The organism is Streptomyces sp. NPDC029674 (assembly GCF_044903205.1).
In the GTDB taxonomy this organism is placed as follows: Bacteria; Actinomycetota; Actinomycetes; order Streptomycetales; family Streptomycetaceae; genus Streptomyces.
The window spans coordinates 81,831-96,202 of the sequence record NZ_JBJDPY010000011.1; the positions used below are offsets into that span (position 1 = coordinate 81,831).

The following is a 14,372-nucleotide window of genomic DNA, read 5'->3' on the forward strand; positions in this document are numbered from 1 at the left end:
CGGGCGCCCCGCACCGGCTCAGCCCACGCCCGCGCCGACCACTTCCGGGATCCGGAAGGGCTTTCCGCAGCCGCCGCACATGATCGGTGCCTGGGCGAGCACGGAGGGCACGACGCGGACATTGCGCCCGCAGTCGCAGACGGCCTTCACGCGCACGCCGCCTCCGGAGGAGCCGTGCCGGGCGGCCGGCCCCCGGAAACTACGTGCGGTGTCCGCCGTCGTCGCCGCGCTGTGCGCCTTCAGGGCGCGGTGCAGGCGGTCGATCGTCGGGCGGTAGCGCTTCTTCGCGTCGGGGTTGAGTGTGACCAGGGAGAAGCCGCTGCTGGGATGTGGCTCCTCGGGGTGGTCCAGGCCCAGCTCCTCGGCGATCGAGAGGAATCTGCGGTTGTGATAGCGGCCGGCGCGTGAGGTGTCGCGTACGCCGCGCGAGGCGGCGATGCCATGGACTGCCTCGTGAAGCAGTCGCTCGAAGGAGAGCTCGGCGCCGCAGGCGGACGACGACTCTCCGATCAGGGATTCGGGCGCGGCAAGGTCGGGCAGCTCGGGGTGGTGCCGCTGAATGTCGGCCCACGCCTGTGCCAGCTCTGCGGCGAGAACAGGTGGTGTCGTGCTCACGTCGTGACAACGAGCCGGGTGCCCCGGGGGTTCCATTCCGGGGCATCCCAAATAATTTGCACGTACCCGTCAGTTGCCATTGATGCGTCCGGACGAGGGCGGGTGCGCTGATCTGCGGAGAAGCCTCGCAGCTCGCATCAAGCCGGTACGTAGCGGCGCGTACGCCCCAGCGCGTAGGACAACTCCGCGCGCCGGGGCTCGTGTTGCCCGGAGGCGCGTGCGAGCCGGGAACGGGTGCGCCGGTACCGGAGCCGCGCTCCTCAGTAGGCGCGGGCCACAAGAGCGACGTTACCCGGGGTCTCGTCGGCGTCCGGCACCGCCCCGTCCTCGGCGACCAGACACCGTACGGTCACGCCGTGCTCGGCCAGCCCGGCCTCGCCTTCTTCGCCGAGCGCGGCCCACGGGAGGCGCGCCCAGCCGCCGGCGGCGGTGGCCTCCACGGCCTCGTCGACCGTGCGGACGTCCGAGGTGCGGGCCTCCCTGCGCTCGCGGGCCCGGGTCAGGAGCAGCGTCTGGTCCTCTTCGAGGAGCGTGGGCAGCAGTGCGGCGAGGGCGCCGATCGCGACCGGCTCCTTGCCTCCCCTGATGCGGCGGACCAGCATCGCGGTGCCGTTCGCCAGGTCGCGCGGCCCGACCTCGACGCGCACGGGCACGCCCTTGAGCTCCCAGTCCACGGCGCGCCGCCCGAAGGGGATGTCCGTGCGGTCGTCGACCTGGACGCGTACGCCCGCGGCCTTCAGGGTCTCGCCGATCTCGCGGACCTCGGCCAGCACGGCGTCGTCTCCCTTGATGGCGAGGACGACGGCCTGCACGGGGGCGAGGCGGGGCGGTACGCGCAGACCGTTGTCGTCGCCGTGCATCATCACCAGGGCCCCGATCAGCCGTGTCGTGCTGCCCCAGGAGGTCTGCCAGACCAGCTCCTGGTGGCCGTCCTTGGACAGGTACCGGGTGTGGAAGGCCTTGGCGAAGTTCTGTCCGAGCTCGTGGCTGGTGCCGAGCTGGAGGGCTTTGCCGTCGCCCATCATGCCTTCGAGGGTGAGGGTGTTGATGGCGCCGGCGAAGCGCTCCTTGGCGGTCTTGCGGCCGAGCACGAAGTCCATGGCGAGGACGTCGCGCATGAAGTCTCCGTAGACATGGCGGTGGATGTGGGCGGCGAAGTCGCGGGCCTCTTCGTAGGTGGCGTGGGCCGTGTGGCCCTCCTGCCAGAGGAACTCCGACGTACGCAGGAACAGCCTCGGGCGCATCTCCCAGCGGACGACGTTCGCCCACTGGTTGATCAGCAGCGGCAGGTCGCGGTAGCTCTGCACCCACTTGGAGAAGTACTCGTTGACGATCGTCTCCGAAGTGGGGCGGACGACGGCCGGCTCCTCCAGCTCCTTGCCGCCGCCGTGCGTGACGACGGCGAGCTCCGGAGCGAAGCCTTCTACGTGCTCCGCCTCCCTGGTCAGGTACGACTGCGGGATGAGGAGGGGGAAGTAGGCGTTCTGGGTGCCCGTCGCCTTGATGCGGGCGTCCATGTCGTGCTGCATCCGCTCCCACAGGGCGTAGCCGTACGGCCGGATCACCATGGTGCCGCGCACCGGGCCGTTGTCGGCCAGCTCGGCCTTGTTGATCAGGTCCTGGTACCAGCGCGGAAAGTCGTCCGCCTGGGGCGTGAGCACAGGTGTCTTGGCCATGGCGCGCATGGTAGGGGCGGGCCTGCGGAGAGTGCGCGTTTTTAAGGTCCAGGGGGCGCACGACGGTGGAACGCAAGCATTGGCCCACAACCTCTGGACTCCACGACGGATGCGGAGTTCTCTGGCATACGGGGGGAGTGCGAGCGCACTGCACGGGGGCGGACGAACCGTTGGATTACGGCACGGCACTAACTCTCGGCTGATTGGGGCGCATTCGATGACACCAACACTCGTGCAGTCACACCGCTCCCCCGCGGGCGCCACGCCCCGTGTGGACCGGTGTGCACGCGCGCGTGACTGGGCGGAGATCCAGGAACGGATGCTGGTTCCGCTCTACGAAGCGGTGTACGAACGGCTCGAAGTGGGTGGCGCCACCCGGCTCCTGGGCCTCGGTTGCGGTTCCGGACTCGCTCTGCTGATGGCGGCCTCACGGGGTGCCGTGGTCACCGGCGTCGACCCGTCGCAGCCCGAGCGCCTCGCTCTCGCGCGAGAGCGCCTGCTGCCGGACGCCGCGAAAGAGGCACGCGCGCGTACCGGCGCACGTCTCGTCGACGGCGGTCTCGCGGACGCGGCGGATCCCGAGCAGCCCGCGTACAACCTCGTCACCGCCTTTCAGCCGATCGGCTGTACGGCGGGTGACTCCGAAGGGCTGTCCGGGCTTCTGGAGGCAGCGGCTCCGCTCGCGGGGCGCGGCACTCCGGTGGTGCTCGTCGGCTGGGGTCCTCCGGAGCGCTGTGCGACCTCTTCCGTGCTGCGGGTGGCGACGAAGCTCGCCGACCCGCTCCGCTCCAGGGGCAGTTGGCGTCCAGCACTCCGGGACGACCTGGAGGAGGTCGCCCACCGGGCGGGTCTCAAGCCGGACGGGTCGGGCCGGGTCGCGTGCCCCTTCGGGTACGCGGACGTGGAGAGCGCGGCGCGTGGGCTGCTCTCGACGGGGCTGTTCGACGCGGCGGCACGGGCGACGGACCAGGTGCAGGTGGACAAGGAGCTGACGGAGGCACTGCATCAGCATCGGCGTGAGGACGGGACGGTGTGGATGCCGAACGTCTTCCGGTACTTGATCGCACGTACTCCGTAGGAGGTGTTTCGCCTCTCCGTAGGAGGTGTTTCACCTCTCCGCAAGAGGTGTCAGCTCTCCTTGGCCATCCGCGTGATGCCCGCGATCCGGTACGCCGTCGCCTCCTCCAGCGTCTCGTTCTCCAGCAGCGCTGCGGCGAGCGCGTCGAGTTGGCCGCGGTGCTCGCGCAGTTGCCGGCAGGCGCTCTCGTAGCACTCGTCCACGATCCGCCGCATCTCGCCGTCGATCGCGTCGAGGGTCTCCGGGGCGGCCGCGAGCCCGTACGCCTGCTGGGCGTCGTTGGGCAGGGCCGAGAGGCGGCCCACCCGCGCGCTCATGCCCCAGCGGCCGACCATGCCGCGGGCGATGTTGGTGACCTGCTCCAGGTCGTTCTCGGCGCCGGTGGTGACCACTCCGTAGACGACGTGTTCGGCGGCCATGCCTCCCAGGGCACCGATGATGCGGCCCCGGAGGTACTCCTCCGTGTAGGCGTACTTGTCGGAGTCCGGGGTCGAGAGCGTGACGCCCAGCGCGCGCCCGCGCGGCACGATCGTGATCTTGCGGACCGGGTCGGCGCCGGGCTGGAGCATGCCGAGGAGGGCGTGTCCGCTCTCGTGGTAGGCCGTGCGCCGGCGCTCCTCCTCCGGCATCACCAACGGCCGTTCGGCGCCGAGCTGCACCTTCTCCATGGCTTCGGAGAGGTCGGACTGGGTGACCGTCTCCTGCTTGCGCTTGACGGCGATGAGGGCGGCTTCGTTGGCGAGGTTGGCGAGTTCGGCGCCGGTCATGCCCGGTGTCGTACGGGCGACCTGGGCGAGGTCGACGTCGTCGGCCAGCGGGATGGGCCGCGTGTGGATCTTGAGGATGGCCTCGCGCCCGCCCCGGTCGGGCGGTGAGACATTGACGACCCGGTCGAACCGTCCCGGCCGGGTGAGGGCGGGGTCGAGAATGTCGGCGCGGTTGGTGGCGGCGAGCACGATCACGCCCTCCGCGCCGGAGAAACCGTCCATCTCGGTGAGGATCTGGTTCAGCGTCTGCTCGCGTTCGTCGTGCCCGCCCATCCCGCCGCCGCCACCGCGGGCGCGTCCGATGGTGTCGATCTCGTCAATGAAGATGATCGACGGCGCGACCTTGCGGGCCTCGGCGAAGAGTTCCCGTACGCGCGAGGCGCCCACGCCCACGATCATCTCGATGAACCCCGAGGCGGAGGCCGAGAAGAAGGGCACGCCCGCCTCGCCGGCGACGGCCCGCGCGAGCAGCGTCTTGCCGGTGCCGGGCGGTCCGGCGAGCAGTACGCCGCGCGGCATCTTGGCGCCCATCGCCCGATAGGCGTCCGGGTTCTTGAGGAAGTCGACGACGTCGTTGAGCTCGCCCTCGACCTCGTCGATGCCCGCCACGTCCTCGAACGTGGTGCGCTTCGCCCCGGGCTCCAGCTCGACCGGCTTGGGCGGCGTCTTGCGCCCGAGCATGCCGCCACCGCCGCCCATGCCCGCGCTCATGCGCCGGGCGATGAAGATCCACAGCACGACGAGCAGCAGCATCGGGGCGAGCGAGATGAGCAGGTTCGAGAGGAAACTGCGCTCCTGCACGACGGGCTCGGCGGTGACGGTGACGTCGTGCTTGGTCAGGTCGTCCCAGAGCTTGTCGTCGGCGAAGGCGGGCCGCTGCGTCGTGAACTTGGTGTAGTCGCCCTTGTCCTTGCCGGGCTTGGGCTGCTCCTTCTTGAGCTGGCCCTGGATCGCGTCGCCCTTGGAGTAGATCTTCGTGACGTTGCCGGAGTCGACCTGCTTGCTGAACTCCGTGTACGAGATCGTCGGCTCGTCGCCGTCGCTGAAGAAGGACAGCACGAGGTTGGCGATGACGAAGACGATCAGTGCCGTCACGATCAGGCCGCCCCAGCCGCCGGGCATCTTCTTCTTCGGCGACGGTGTAGGGTCGGGCGGCGGCGCGCCCTCGGAGCGCCAGGGCGGCGGATCGGGTGCCTGGCGCGGCGGCACAGGGTTGCTCATATGCGGACGTTACGTCAGAAACAGGGCTCCGGCACTCGCTCCGGACGCCCGGAAACGACGAGGGCGCCCCTCCGTAGAGGGGCGCCCTTCAGCGTGTACGAGACAGAACCGGCCCGCTGCGTGCCGGATGCCGGACCGCCCGGCCAGGTCAGCCCATGAACTTCTTGAACTCGTCCGGCAGCTCGAAGTCCTGCGGGGCCTTGCCGCCCGGAAGGCCGAGGGCTCCCCCGGCCTGCGCGGCGGCCTCGCGGCGTGCGGCCTCCTCCTGCTCCTCCTGCTTGCGCTTCATCGGGTTGCCGGAGCGCCGCTTGCCCTTGGCCTGCTTCTGCTTCTTCTTCTGCTTGCCGGGGCCGCCACCCATGCCCGGCATCCCGGGCATACCCGGCATGCCGCCGCCCTGGGCCATGCGGGACATCATCTTCCGCGCCTCGAAGAACCGCTCGACGAGGTTCTTCACGGCACTGACGTCGACACCGGAACCCTTGGCGATACGGGCACGCCGCGAGCCGTTGATGATCGTCGGCTCCTGACGCTCCATGGGCGTCATCGACTTGATGATGGCGGCGGTGCGGTCGACGTCCCGCTCGTCCAGATTGTTGATCTGGTCCTTGATCTGCCCCATGCCGGGCATCATCCCGAGCAGCTTGCTGATGCTGCCCATCTTCCTGACCTGCTCCATCTGGGCCAGGAAGTCGTCGAGCGTGAAGTCCTGGCCCTTCTTGGAGGCCAGCTTGGAGGCCATCTTCTCGGCCTCTTGCTGCGAGAAGGTCTGCTCGGCCTTCTCGATGAGCGTGAGCATGTCGCCCATGCCGAGGATGCGCGACGCCATGCGGTCCGGGTGGAACGCGTCGAAGTCGTCCAGCTTCTCGCCGTTCGACGCGAACATGATCTGGCGTCCGGTGACCTGCGCGATGGAGAGCGCGGCACCACCGCGGGCGTCGCCGTCGAGCTTCGAGAGCACGACGCCGTCGAAGCCGACGCCGTCGCGGAAGGACTCGGCCGTGACGACGGCGTCCTGACCGATCATGGCGTCGACGACGAAGAGGACCTCGTCCGGGCTGACCGCGTCCCGGATGTCGGCGGCCTGCTGCATGAGCTCCTGGTCGATGCCCAGGCGGCCGGCGGTGTCGACGATGACGACGTCGTACTGCTTGGTCCTGGCGAACTCGATGGAGTCCTTGGCGACCTGCACGGGGTCGCCCACGCCGTTGCCCGGCTCCGGGGCGTAGACACCGACGCCGGCGCGCTCGGCGACCACGCTCAGCTGGTTGACGGCGTTGGGACGCTGCAGGTCGCACGCCACGAGGAGCGGCGAGTGGCCCTGCCCCTTCAGCCAGAGACCCAGCTTTCCGGCGAGGGTCGTCTTACCGGCACCCTGCAGACCCGCGAGCATGATGACGGTCGGCGCGGTCTTCGCGAAGCGCAGGCGGCGCGTCTCGCCGCCGAGGATGCCGATGAGCTCCTCGTTGACGATCTTGATGACCTGCTGGGCGGGGTTGAGGGCCTGGGAGACCTCGGCACCGGCCGCGCGCTCCTTGACCTGCTTGATGAAGGCGCGGACGACAGGCAGGGCCACGTCCGCCTCGAGCAGGGCGATGCGGATCTCGCGCGCCGTGGCGTCGATGTCCGCCTCGGACAGGCGGCCCTTGCCCCGGAGGTTCTTGAATGTCGCTGCGAGGCGGTCGGAGAGAGTATCGAACACGGCGGTCGCGAATCCTCGGGTCGGGGGAAGGGGGACAGGTCGCCTTCCAGAGTATCTGGCGGACGGCGCTGCCCGGGGCGCCGGTCGGGACTTCCCCGCCCCGCTCCGCCCACGCCCCCCCGCCCGCGCCGCCCGCGCCTCACCTGTGCCGGGCCACGCCCCCTGCCCCGCACCGGGTTTCCCGGCGACTAACTCCGCAGCGCCCCCTCCACCCCCCGAGCCACCCCCGCGGCCCGCTCCCCCGCCAAGGGGGACCCCGCCACGTCCGTCACATAGAACGCGTCCACCGCGTTCGCCCCCAGGGTCGACACATGGGCGCTCCGTACCGCCACGCCCGCCTCCTCCAGGGCGCGGCCGATGCGGTGGAGGAGGCCCGGGGCGTCCTGTGCGCGTACCTCGATCACCGTCGCGAGCCGTGAGCCCGCCGGGGCCACCGTCACGCGGGGCGGCGGTGCGACGGTGCCGCGGCGGCGCGGGTAGGCCGCCTCCCGTTCCGCGAGCCGCGCCTCGATGTCCAGGGATCCGTCGAGCGCCCGCACGAGGTCGGCGCGGAGCCGGGCCGCCTGCGGCAGGGACCCGTACTCCGCGGCGACCCGCCAGCTGAGCAGCTGCACGGAGGATGCCGTGCCGGGCCCCATGTCCGCCGGCAGCGGCATCTCCCGCAGCTCCGCCGTCCGTACCGCGAGCCGGTGCAGTGCCAGCACCCCGGCCACCGCGGACAGCACCCCCGGCTGGTCCGGCACGGCGACCACCAGTTCCACCCCGAGCGGCTCGGCCTCCCCCTCGCCCTCGGTCCGCGCCCGCAGGGAGAGCACCGGGCCGCCCGTCCGGAACGCCTCCACGGCGAGCCGCTCCTGCTCGGCCGTCGGCGCCGCGTCGTTCTCCGCGGTCTCCTCGGGCGCGTCACCGGACAGGACGGCCGCCACCCGCTTCACCAGGTCGGTGACGAGCGCGCCACGCCACGCCGACCAGGCCGCGGGTCCTGTGGCCAGCGCGTCGGCCTCGGTCAGCGCGTGGAGCAGCTCCAGCGTCCCGACCGATCTCACCGCCTCGGCGACGCCCCGTACCGTCGCCGGATCGTCGAGGTCACGGCGCGTGGCCGTCTCCACGAGCAGCAGGTGGTGACGGACCAGGCACGCGACGACCGCCACGTCCGCGGCGTCGAAGCCGATGCGTGCCGCGACGTCCCGGGCGATGGTCTCGCCGGCCGCGGAGTGGTCGCCGGGCCAGCCCTTGCCGATGTCGTGCAGCAGCGCGGCCACGAGCAGCAGGTCGGGCCGCCCCACCCGGCGCGTGAGCTCGGACGCCCGTACCGCCGTCTCGACGAGGTGCCGGTCGACCGTCCACGTGTGGACGGCGTTGCGCTGCGGCCGGCACCGTACCCGCTCCCAGTCCGGCAGGAGCCGGGTGATGATCCCCTCCGCCTCCAGCGCCTCCCAGACCGGGACCGTCGGCCGGCCCGCGCCGAGCAGCGTCACGAGCTGTTCGCGCGCCTCGGCGGGCCACGGTGTGGGCAGGGCGCCCGCCGTGGCGGCCAGTCGCCGCACGGCGTGCAGGGACAGCGGGAGCCCGGCCTGCGCGGCGGCCGCGGCGGCCCGCAGCGGCAGCACGGGGTCCCGTTCGGGCCGGGCGGCGCGGGCCAGCACGGCCTCCCCGTCCTGTTCCACGACCCCCTCGGCCAGCGGCGACCGCTCGGCCACGGCTCCCCTGCCGCCCCCCAGCATGGCGCGCAGCCGGGGCCTCGCGCCCCTCGCCCGCAGCACGCGCCCCACCTCGCGCCAGGTGACATCGCTGGCGTACGAGACGACGCGCGCCGCCTCGTACACCTGCCGCAGCAGGGTGTCGGCGTCCAGCAGGCCCAGTTCGGCGGCGACCTGGTCCTGCTCCTGGAGGGCGAGCCGGTCGGTGGCGCGGCCCGTCGCGAGGTGCAGCGCGTCGCGTACGTCGAGGAGGCGGCGCCGGGCGTCGGCGAGCCCTTCGCGGGGCGCGTCCGCCAGCCACGACGCGGCGACGGCCCGCAGCGCGGTCACGTCGCGCAGGCCGCCCCTCGCCTCCTTCAGGTCGGGCTCCAGCAGGTGGCCCAACTCGCCCTGCCGCTCGGCCCGTTCCTCGCACAGCTCGCGCAGCTCGGGCAGCCGTTTCGGGGCTTGGTTGCGCCAGTCGGCGAGCACGGCCGTGCGGAGCGCGGAGGTCAGCCCGAGGTCTCCGGCGACGTGGCGCGCGTCGAGGAGCCCGAGGTGCACCTTGAGATCTTCGCCGGCGGTCTTCCTGGCCTCCGCGGGCGTGCGTACGGAGTGGTCGAGGGCGAGCCCGAGATCCCAGACGGGGTACCAGAGGCGGTCGGCGAGCGCCGCCACCTCGGCCGGGTCCCCGCTCCCGTCGTGCAGCAGCAGGAGGTCCAGATCGCTGCGGGGGGAGAGCTCACCGCGTCCGTAGCCGCCCACCGCGACGAGCGCGGCGCCCCGCGGCACCCCGGAGGAGCCGCCACCGGCCCGGAAGAGCCCGGCCAGCCAGTCGTCCGTCAGCTCCGCGAGCGCGGAACGGCGCGGCGGCCCGGACCGCGACTCCTCCTGGAGGAGCCGCAGCCGGGCCGCCGCGTAGCCGCTGGGTCCGGAGTCTTCCTGTTCTGAAGCGGTATCCACGTCCACACTCGTCACCCAGCAGCTCCTGTTCAGTCCCGCATGCTTCCGTTCAGTCCCGCCCAGTCGGTCCCCCGGTCCCGCACGCGTGCCTCACAGCGCGTCGGGCCCGCGCTCCCCCGTACGCACCCGGACCGCCGTGTCGACCGGGACGCTCCAGACCTTGCCGTCCCCGATCTTGCCGGTGCGGGCGGCCTTCACCACGACCTCGATGAGCTGGTCGGCGTCCTCGTCCTCGACGAGGACCTCGATGCGGATCTTCGGTACGAGGTCCACCGTGTACTCGGCGCCCCGGTAGACCTCGGTGTGGCCGCGCTGCCTGCCGTAGCCGCTGGCCTCGGTGACGGTCAGGCCCTGGACGCCGAAAGCCTGCAGCGCCTCCTTGATCTCGTCGAGCCGGTGCGGCTTGACGACCGCGGTGATGAGCTTCATGCGTCCACCTTCTTGTTCTTCTGAGCCTGCGCTGCCGCGGTGCCCGGGGCCTGCCCGGGGGCGGGGGTACGCGGCACCGTGCCGCCGCCCGCGCCGCTGAAGTCGTACGCGGTCTCGGCGTGTTCGACCTGGTCGATGCCGCCGACCTCATCGTCCTCGCTGACCCGCATGCCGATCGTCTTGTCGATGAGGAGGGCGAGGACCGCCGATGCCACGAAGGAGTACGCGAGGACGGCGCCGACGCCCGCGAGCTGCTTCCACAGCTGTTCGAGGCCGCCTCCGTAGAACAGGCCCTGCGCCTTCGACTGGCCGCCGCCGGTGGCGAAGAAGCCGACGAGGACGGAGCCCGCGATGCCACCGACCAGGTGGACGCCGACGACGTCGAGGGAGTCGTCGTATCCGAACCGGAACTTGAGTCCGACGGCCATGGCGCACAGCAGACCGGCGATGGCGCCGATGGCGATGGCGCCGAGCGGCGAGCAGGAGCCGCCGGACGGGGTGATCGCGACGAGTCCTGCGACGGCACCCGAAGCGGCGCCCAGCGTGGTGCACGCGCCGTGCCGGATCTTCTCGTAGATGAGCCAGGCGAGCATCGCGGCGGCGGTGGCGACCTGGGTGTTGACGAACATGAGCGCGCCGACGCCGTCGTCGTTGCCGAGCCACGATCCGGCGTTGAAGCCGAACCAGCCGAACCACAGCAGGGCCGCGCCGAGCATCACGAGGGGCAGCGAGTGGGGCCGCATCGGGTCCTTCTTGAAGCCGACGCGCTTGCCGATGACGAGGATCACGCCGAGCGCCGCGGCTCCGGCGTTGATGTGCACGGCCGTGCCGCCCGCGAAGTCGATGACGCCGAGCTCGAAGGCCCAGCCGCCGGTGCCCCACACCCAGTGCGCGACGGGGAAGTACACGATGGTGGCCCACAGGGCGACGAACAGCGCCCAGGCGGTGAACTTCACGCGGTCCGCGAGGGCGCCGCTGATCAGCGCGGGCGTGATGATCGCGAACATCAGCTGGAAGACGGCGAAGACGTAGACCGGGATGGTGTAGCCGTCCCAGAGCTGGTTGACGCCGAGTCCGCTGAGGCCTACGTAGTCACCCTCCCAGCCGAAGAGGCCGCCGTGGTCGGTGCCGAACGCCACGGAGAAGCCGTACAGCACCCAGAGGATGGTGACGATCCCCAGGCTGATGAAGCTCATCATCAGCATGTTCAGGGTGCTCTTGACGCGGACCATGCCTCCGTAGAAGAAGGCCAGGCCCGGCGTCATGAGCATCACCAGGGCGGAACAGATGAGCATGAACCCGGTATTGGCGGCAGACAGCTCGGGGGCTTCTGCGGCGATCGTGATGCCTGGGGGCATCGGCGTCTCCTCGTCGTCGTATGCGGCCGTGCGGCGAAACCTGTGGGGAGGGGTGGGGGCCTGTTATGCGCCAGAACACTGGCGCAGCGCGGTTTCGGCGGGGGCCCCTCGGTGTTTCGCCGCAGTGACGAAGAGGTCGTACGTGTTACACGGCCATGAACTGGCGGCTCGGGCGGGGCGGGATTTCCTGCCCTGCCCGGGGCATGAGAACCGGCCGCGGCGGCCATCCGGCTGACCTGGCATGGGGGAGCCGAGTCGGGCTGTAAGGGATGGTCCGGCCGCGGCCGGGGCCGGTCGTGCCGGGCTTCAGACCGCCTCCGCGGTCTCCGGCATCTCGATGGCGAGCCGCTCGGTCAGCTGGACGACTTCGGCGACGTCTCCGAAGTCCCGGACGGCGGTGTCGACGGTCTTGCGCAGGCGGGTGTTGACCCGCTCTGAGCGGACCTTCTTGGCGATGTCGAGGGCTTGTCCGGCAAGGACCGTGCTCTGCTCCGGCTCGCGTTGGAGCAGGTGGACGGTGGCTTTGCCGATGAGGTTCAGCGCGTACGAACGCTGGTGCTCGGCGTCCGACTCGAAGAGCTCGACCGCGCGGTCCATGATGGGCTCGGCGAGCGAGGCGTAGGTGGGGCTGCGGCCCGCGACGTAGGCCAGGTCGCGGTACGAGTGGGCGTTCTCCCCGTTGAGCTCGGCCTCGGAGAAGAAGCGGATCCAGTCCGGCTCGGGCTCGGGGAAGTCCTCGGCGTCGGCGAAGGTGTCCTCGGCCATGCGCACGGCCCGCCGGCACTTGCCGGGCTGTCCCATGCTGGCGTAGGCCCGGGCCTCCATCGCATACAGCATGGCCTGGGTGCGCGGTCCCGCGCAGTCGCGGCTGCCGTACTGCGCGAGGTGGATGAGTTCGAGCGCGTCGTCCGGCCGGCCGAGGTGGATCATCTGGCGGCTCATGCTGGAGAGGATGTACGACCCGAGGGGCTTCTCGCCCGCTTCCTTGGCGGCGTGCAGGGCGAGGACGAAGTACTTCTGGGCGGTGGGCTGGAGTCCTACGTCGTAGCTCATCCAGCCCGCCAGCTCGGCCAGCTCACCCGCGACCTTGAAGAGGCGCTTGGAGGTGGCTGCGGGCTGGGGCTCCTGCAGCAGGTCCGTCACTTCGTGCAGCTGCCCGACGACGGCCTTCCGCCGGAGCCCTCCCCCGCATTGGGCGTCCCACTGGCGGAACATCACCGTCGTGGACTCCAGGAGGTCCAGCTCCGGCTTGGAGAGCCGCGCCGGGCGGCGCGACACGGCGGGCTCGGGGTCCTCCGGCGGCGACGCGGGCGAGGGCACCAGCCAGCGCTGCATCGGCTCGATGAGGGCCGGGCCCGCGGAGAGCGCGAGCGAGGTGCCGAGGAAGCCGCGCCGGGCGAGCATCAGGTCGCTGCGCGAGAACTCACTGATCAGGGCGACCGTCTGGGGCCCGGTCCAGGGCAGGTCGACGCCGGAGGAGGCGGGCGTGCGGTGCGCCGCGCGCAGGCCCAGGTCCTCGACGGCGACGACGCAGCCGAACCGCTCGGAGAACAGCTCGGAAAGGATGCGGGGAATCGGCTCGCGCGGATTCTCGCCGTCCAGCCAGCGGCGCACCCGTGAGGTGTCCGTGGAAATGTGATGAGCACCCAACTGCCGCGCCCTGCGGTTCACTTGGCGGGCCAGCTCGCCCTTCGACCAGCCGCTGCGCACGAACCAGGACGTGAGCATCTCGTTGGGGCGCTTCTCGGCGCTCGTGGCGTTCGCGCCGCCTCCACCGTTGCCGCTCACTGGAACGCCCCCATCCCTCATGACACTTGCCCGCTGTCCACGCCAAGCCCTAACAGAATGCCGCGCCTCGCGGCTGCCCGTCCCCGGAATGTCACCCGTCGAACAGGAAACCGACTTGCCTCCGGCATACCCACGAGTGCTCGAACTCCCAGGGTCATGTACCGAAAGTAATCCCACGATCACGCGCCCGGCGAGGGCGATTGCGGAAACGCCACCATTCGCCACCCCTTCGAATGAACTCCCTTGCGGCCACAAGCGATTCACTTGACATAGGTCGACGGAAAGTGGGCGGAGCGGAGTGCACCGGGGCGCACAGCGACCGGCGCACCACCGCGAATGCGTCGAGCGCCGCCTCAAGGACAGACGGTCACGATCCGATTCCGTCACGTAACCGCTGCACGCTCGACCCGTTGGAGGGGGCATGGGCTTCACGATCGGCGGCATCCGGGGAACCGACAGGCCCCGGACCGGATCACGGCGGCGCGGCCGCGCCTCGGAGTGCACCACGGTGGCGGAGTACACCGGCCTGTGGGGCTGGGCCGCGGTGCCCGGCGCCCGGGCCCTGGACGGCACCTGCTCGTGCGGAGCCACCGCCTGCCGGGCCCCCGGCGCCCACCCGCTGGGCTTCGCGCCCGAGGTCCCGGCCGGGGCCACGCTCGACGAAGTGGCGGAGGCCTGGGCGGAGTTCCCCGGCGCAGCCGTGCTGCTGCCGGTGGGCCGCGCCTTCGACGTGATCGAGGTGGCGGAGGCGGCGGGGCGGCGCGCCCTGGTCCGGCTGGAGCGGATGGGCATCCCGCTCGGTCCCGTGGCGGTCACCCCGGACGGCCGGGCGCAGTTCTTCGTCGCCCCCGGCGCCGCGGCCGGGCTCCCCCAGCTGCTCTACCGCATGGGCTGGGACGACGCCGACCTGGACCTGCACGGGCTCGGCCGCGGCGACCACATCACCGCGCCCCCGTCCGACCGCGGCGGCCTCGGCCCGGTCCGCTGGCTCCGCTCCCCCGCCCTCGACACGGCGACGAACCCGCCCGAGGCGCGGCTGCTGCTCGGGACCCTGGCGTACGTGGCACACCGCTCACCCGCGTAGCACCACAGAAAG

The 14,372-nt window shown here is 71.5% G+C and carries 10 protein-coding genes; 2 read left to right on the forward strand and 8 right to left on the reverse strand.

Going from position 1 to position 14,372, the window contains the following annotated elements:
- Window positions 1-18: 18 nt before the first annotated feature.
- Window positions 19-651 (reverse strand): hypothetical protein, encoded by a 633-nt coding sequence (locus tag ACI2L3_RS25600; RefSeq protein ID WP_404754731.1) that lies wholly within the window; start codon window positions 649-651, stop codon window positions 19-21.
- A gap of 224 nt (window positions 652-875) precedes the next feature.
- Window positions 876-2,291, reverse strand: a complete 1,416-nt coding sequence (proS, locus tag ACI2L3_RS25605) for a proline--tRNA ligase (protein ID WP_404754732.1) — start codon at window positions 2,289-2,291, stop codon at window positions 876-878.
- A gap of 217 nt (window positions 2,292-2,508) precedes the next feature.
- On the opposite strand from proS, the gene ACI2L3_RS25610 reads away from it, so the two are divergent.
- The gene (locus ACI2L3_RS25610; protein ID WP_404754733.1) at window positions 2,509-3,369 is read left to right on the forward strand and encodes an SAM-dependent methyltransferase; all 861 of its coding nucleotides are present in this window, start codon (window positions 2,509-2,511) and stop codon (window positions 3,367-3,369) included.
- 50 nt (window positions 3,370-3,419) lie between these two features.
- Here ACI2L3_RS25610 and ftsH read toward each other — a convergent pair whose 3' ends face one another.
- The 6 genes from ftsH to ACI2L3_RS25640 all read right to left on the reverse strand — a co-directional run bounded on the left by ftsH (window position 3,420) and on the right by ACI2L3_RS25640 (window position 13,297).
- A complete protein-coding gene (ftsH, locus tag ACI2L3_RS25615) occupies window positions 3,420-5,357 on the reverse strand; it encodes an ATP-dependent zinc metalloprotease FtsH (protein ID WP_404754734.1) in 1,938 nt (645 codons plus the stop codon).
- A 148-nt stretch (window positions 5,358-5,505) separates the two neighbouring features.
- Window positions 5,506-7,059 carry a signal recognition particle protein gene (ffh, locus tag ACI2L3_RS25620; protein WP_404754735.1) on the reverse strand — a complete coding sequence of 518 codons (1,554 nt, stop codon included), beginning with the start codon at window positions 7,057-7,059 and terminating at the stop codon, window positions 5,506-5,508.
- A gap of 188 nt (window positions 7,060-7,247) precedes the next feature.
- Entirely contained in the window at window positions 7,248-9,716 is a 2,469-nt protein-coding gene (locus ACI2L3_RS25625; protein WP_404754736.1) for a [protein-PII] uridylyltransferase, read from the reverse strand.
- Between the two features lie 75 nt (window positions 9,717-9,791).
- Complete coding sequence (locus tag ACI2L3_RS25630; protein ID WP_228989932.1) at window positions 9,792-10,130, reverse strand: P-II family nitrogen regulator; 339 nt, start codon at window positions 10,128-10,130, stop codon at window positions 9,792-9,794.
- Entirely contained in the window at window positions 10,127-11,488 is a 1,362-nt protein-coding gene (locus tag ACI2L3_RS25635) for an ammonium transporter (RefSeq protein WP_404754737.1), read from the reverse strand. The genes ACI2L3_RS25630 and ACI2L3_RS25635 overlap by 4 nt, the downstream gene beginning before the upstream one ends.
- A gap of 306 nt (window positions 11,489-11,794) precedes the next feature.
- Window positions 11,795-13,297: a hypothetical protein gene (locus ACI2L3_RS25640; RefSeq protein WP_404754738.1), complete on the reverse strand. Its 1,503-nt coding sequence runs from the start codon at window positions 13,295-13,297 to the stop codon at window positions 11,795-11,797.
- 400 nt (window positions 13,298-13,697) lie between these two features.
- Between ACI2L3_RS25640 and ACI2L3_RS25645 the strand changes: the two genes are divergently transcribed.
- Window positions 13,698-14,360 (forward strand): bifunctional DNA primase/polymerase, encoded by a 663-nt coding sequence (locus ACI2L3_RS25645; RefSeq protein WP_404754739.1) that lies wholly within the window; start codon window positions 13,698-13,700, stop codon window positions 14,358-14,360.
- The last annotated feature ends 12 nt before the right edge of the window (window positions 14,361-14,372 follow it).

Excerpts from the sequence above, each read along its gene's own strand:
- ACI2L3_RS25630 (WP_228989932.1), bottom strand. The coding sequence starts at position 10,130 with ATGAAGCTCATCACCGCGGTCGTCAAGCCGCACCGGCTCGACGAGATC.
- proS (WP_404754732.1), bottom strand. The coding sequence starts at position 2,291 with ATGGCCAAGACACCTGTGCTCACGCCCCAGGCGGACGACTTTCCGCGC.
- ftsH (WP_404754734.1), bottom strand. The coding sequence starts at position 5,357 with ATGAGCAACCCTGTGCCGCCGCGCCAGGCACCCGATCCGCCGCCCTGG.
- ACI2L3_RS25645 (WP_404754739.1), top strand. The coding sequence starts at position 13,698 with ATGGGCTTCACGATCGGCGGCATCCGGGGAACCGACAGGCCCCGGACC.
- ACI2L3_RS25640 (WP_404754738.1), bottom strand. The coding sequence starts at position 13,297 with ATGAGGGATGGGGGCGTTCCAGTGAGCGGCAACGGTGGAGGCGGCGCG.
- ACI2L3_RS25635 (WP_404754737.1), bottom strand. The coding sequence starts at position 11,488 with ATGCCCCCAGGCATCACGATCGCCGCAGAAGCCCCCGAGCTGTCTGCC.
- ACI2L3_RS25600 (WP_404754731.1), bottom strand. The coding sequence starts at position 651 with ATGGAACCCCCGGGGCACCCGGCTCGTTGTCACGACGTGAGCACGACA.
- ACI2L3_RS25610 (WP_404754733.1), top strand. The coding sequence starts at position 2,509 with ATGACACCAACACTCGTGCAGTCACACCGCTCCCCCGCGGGCGCCACG.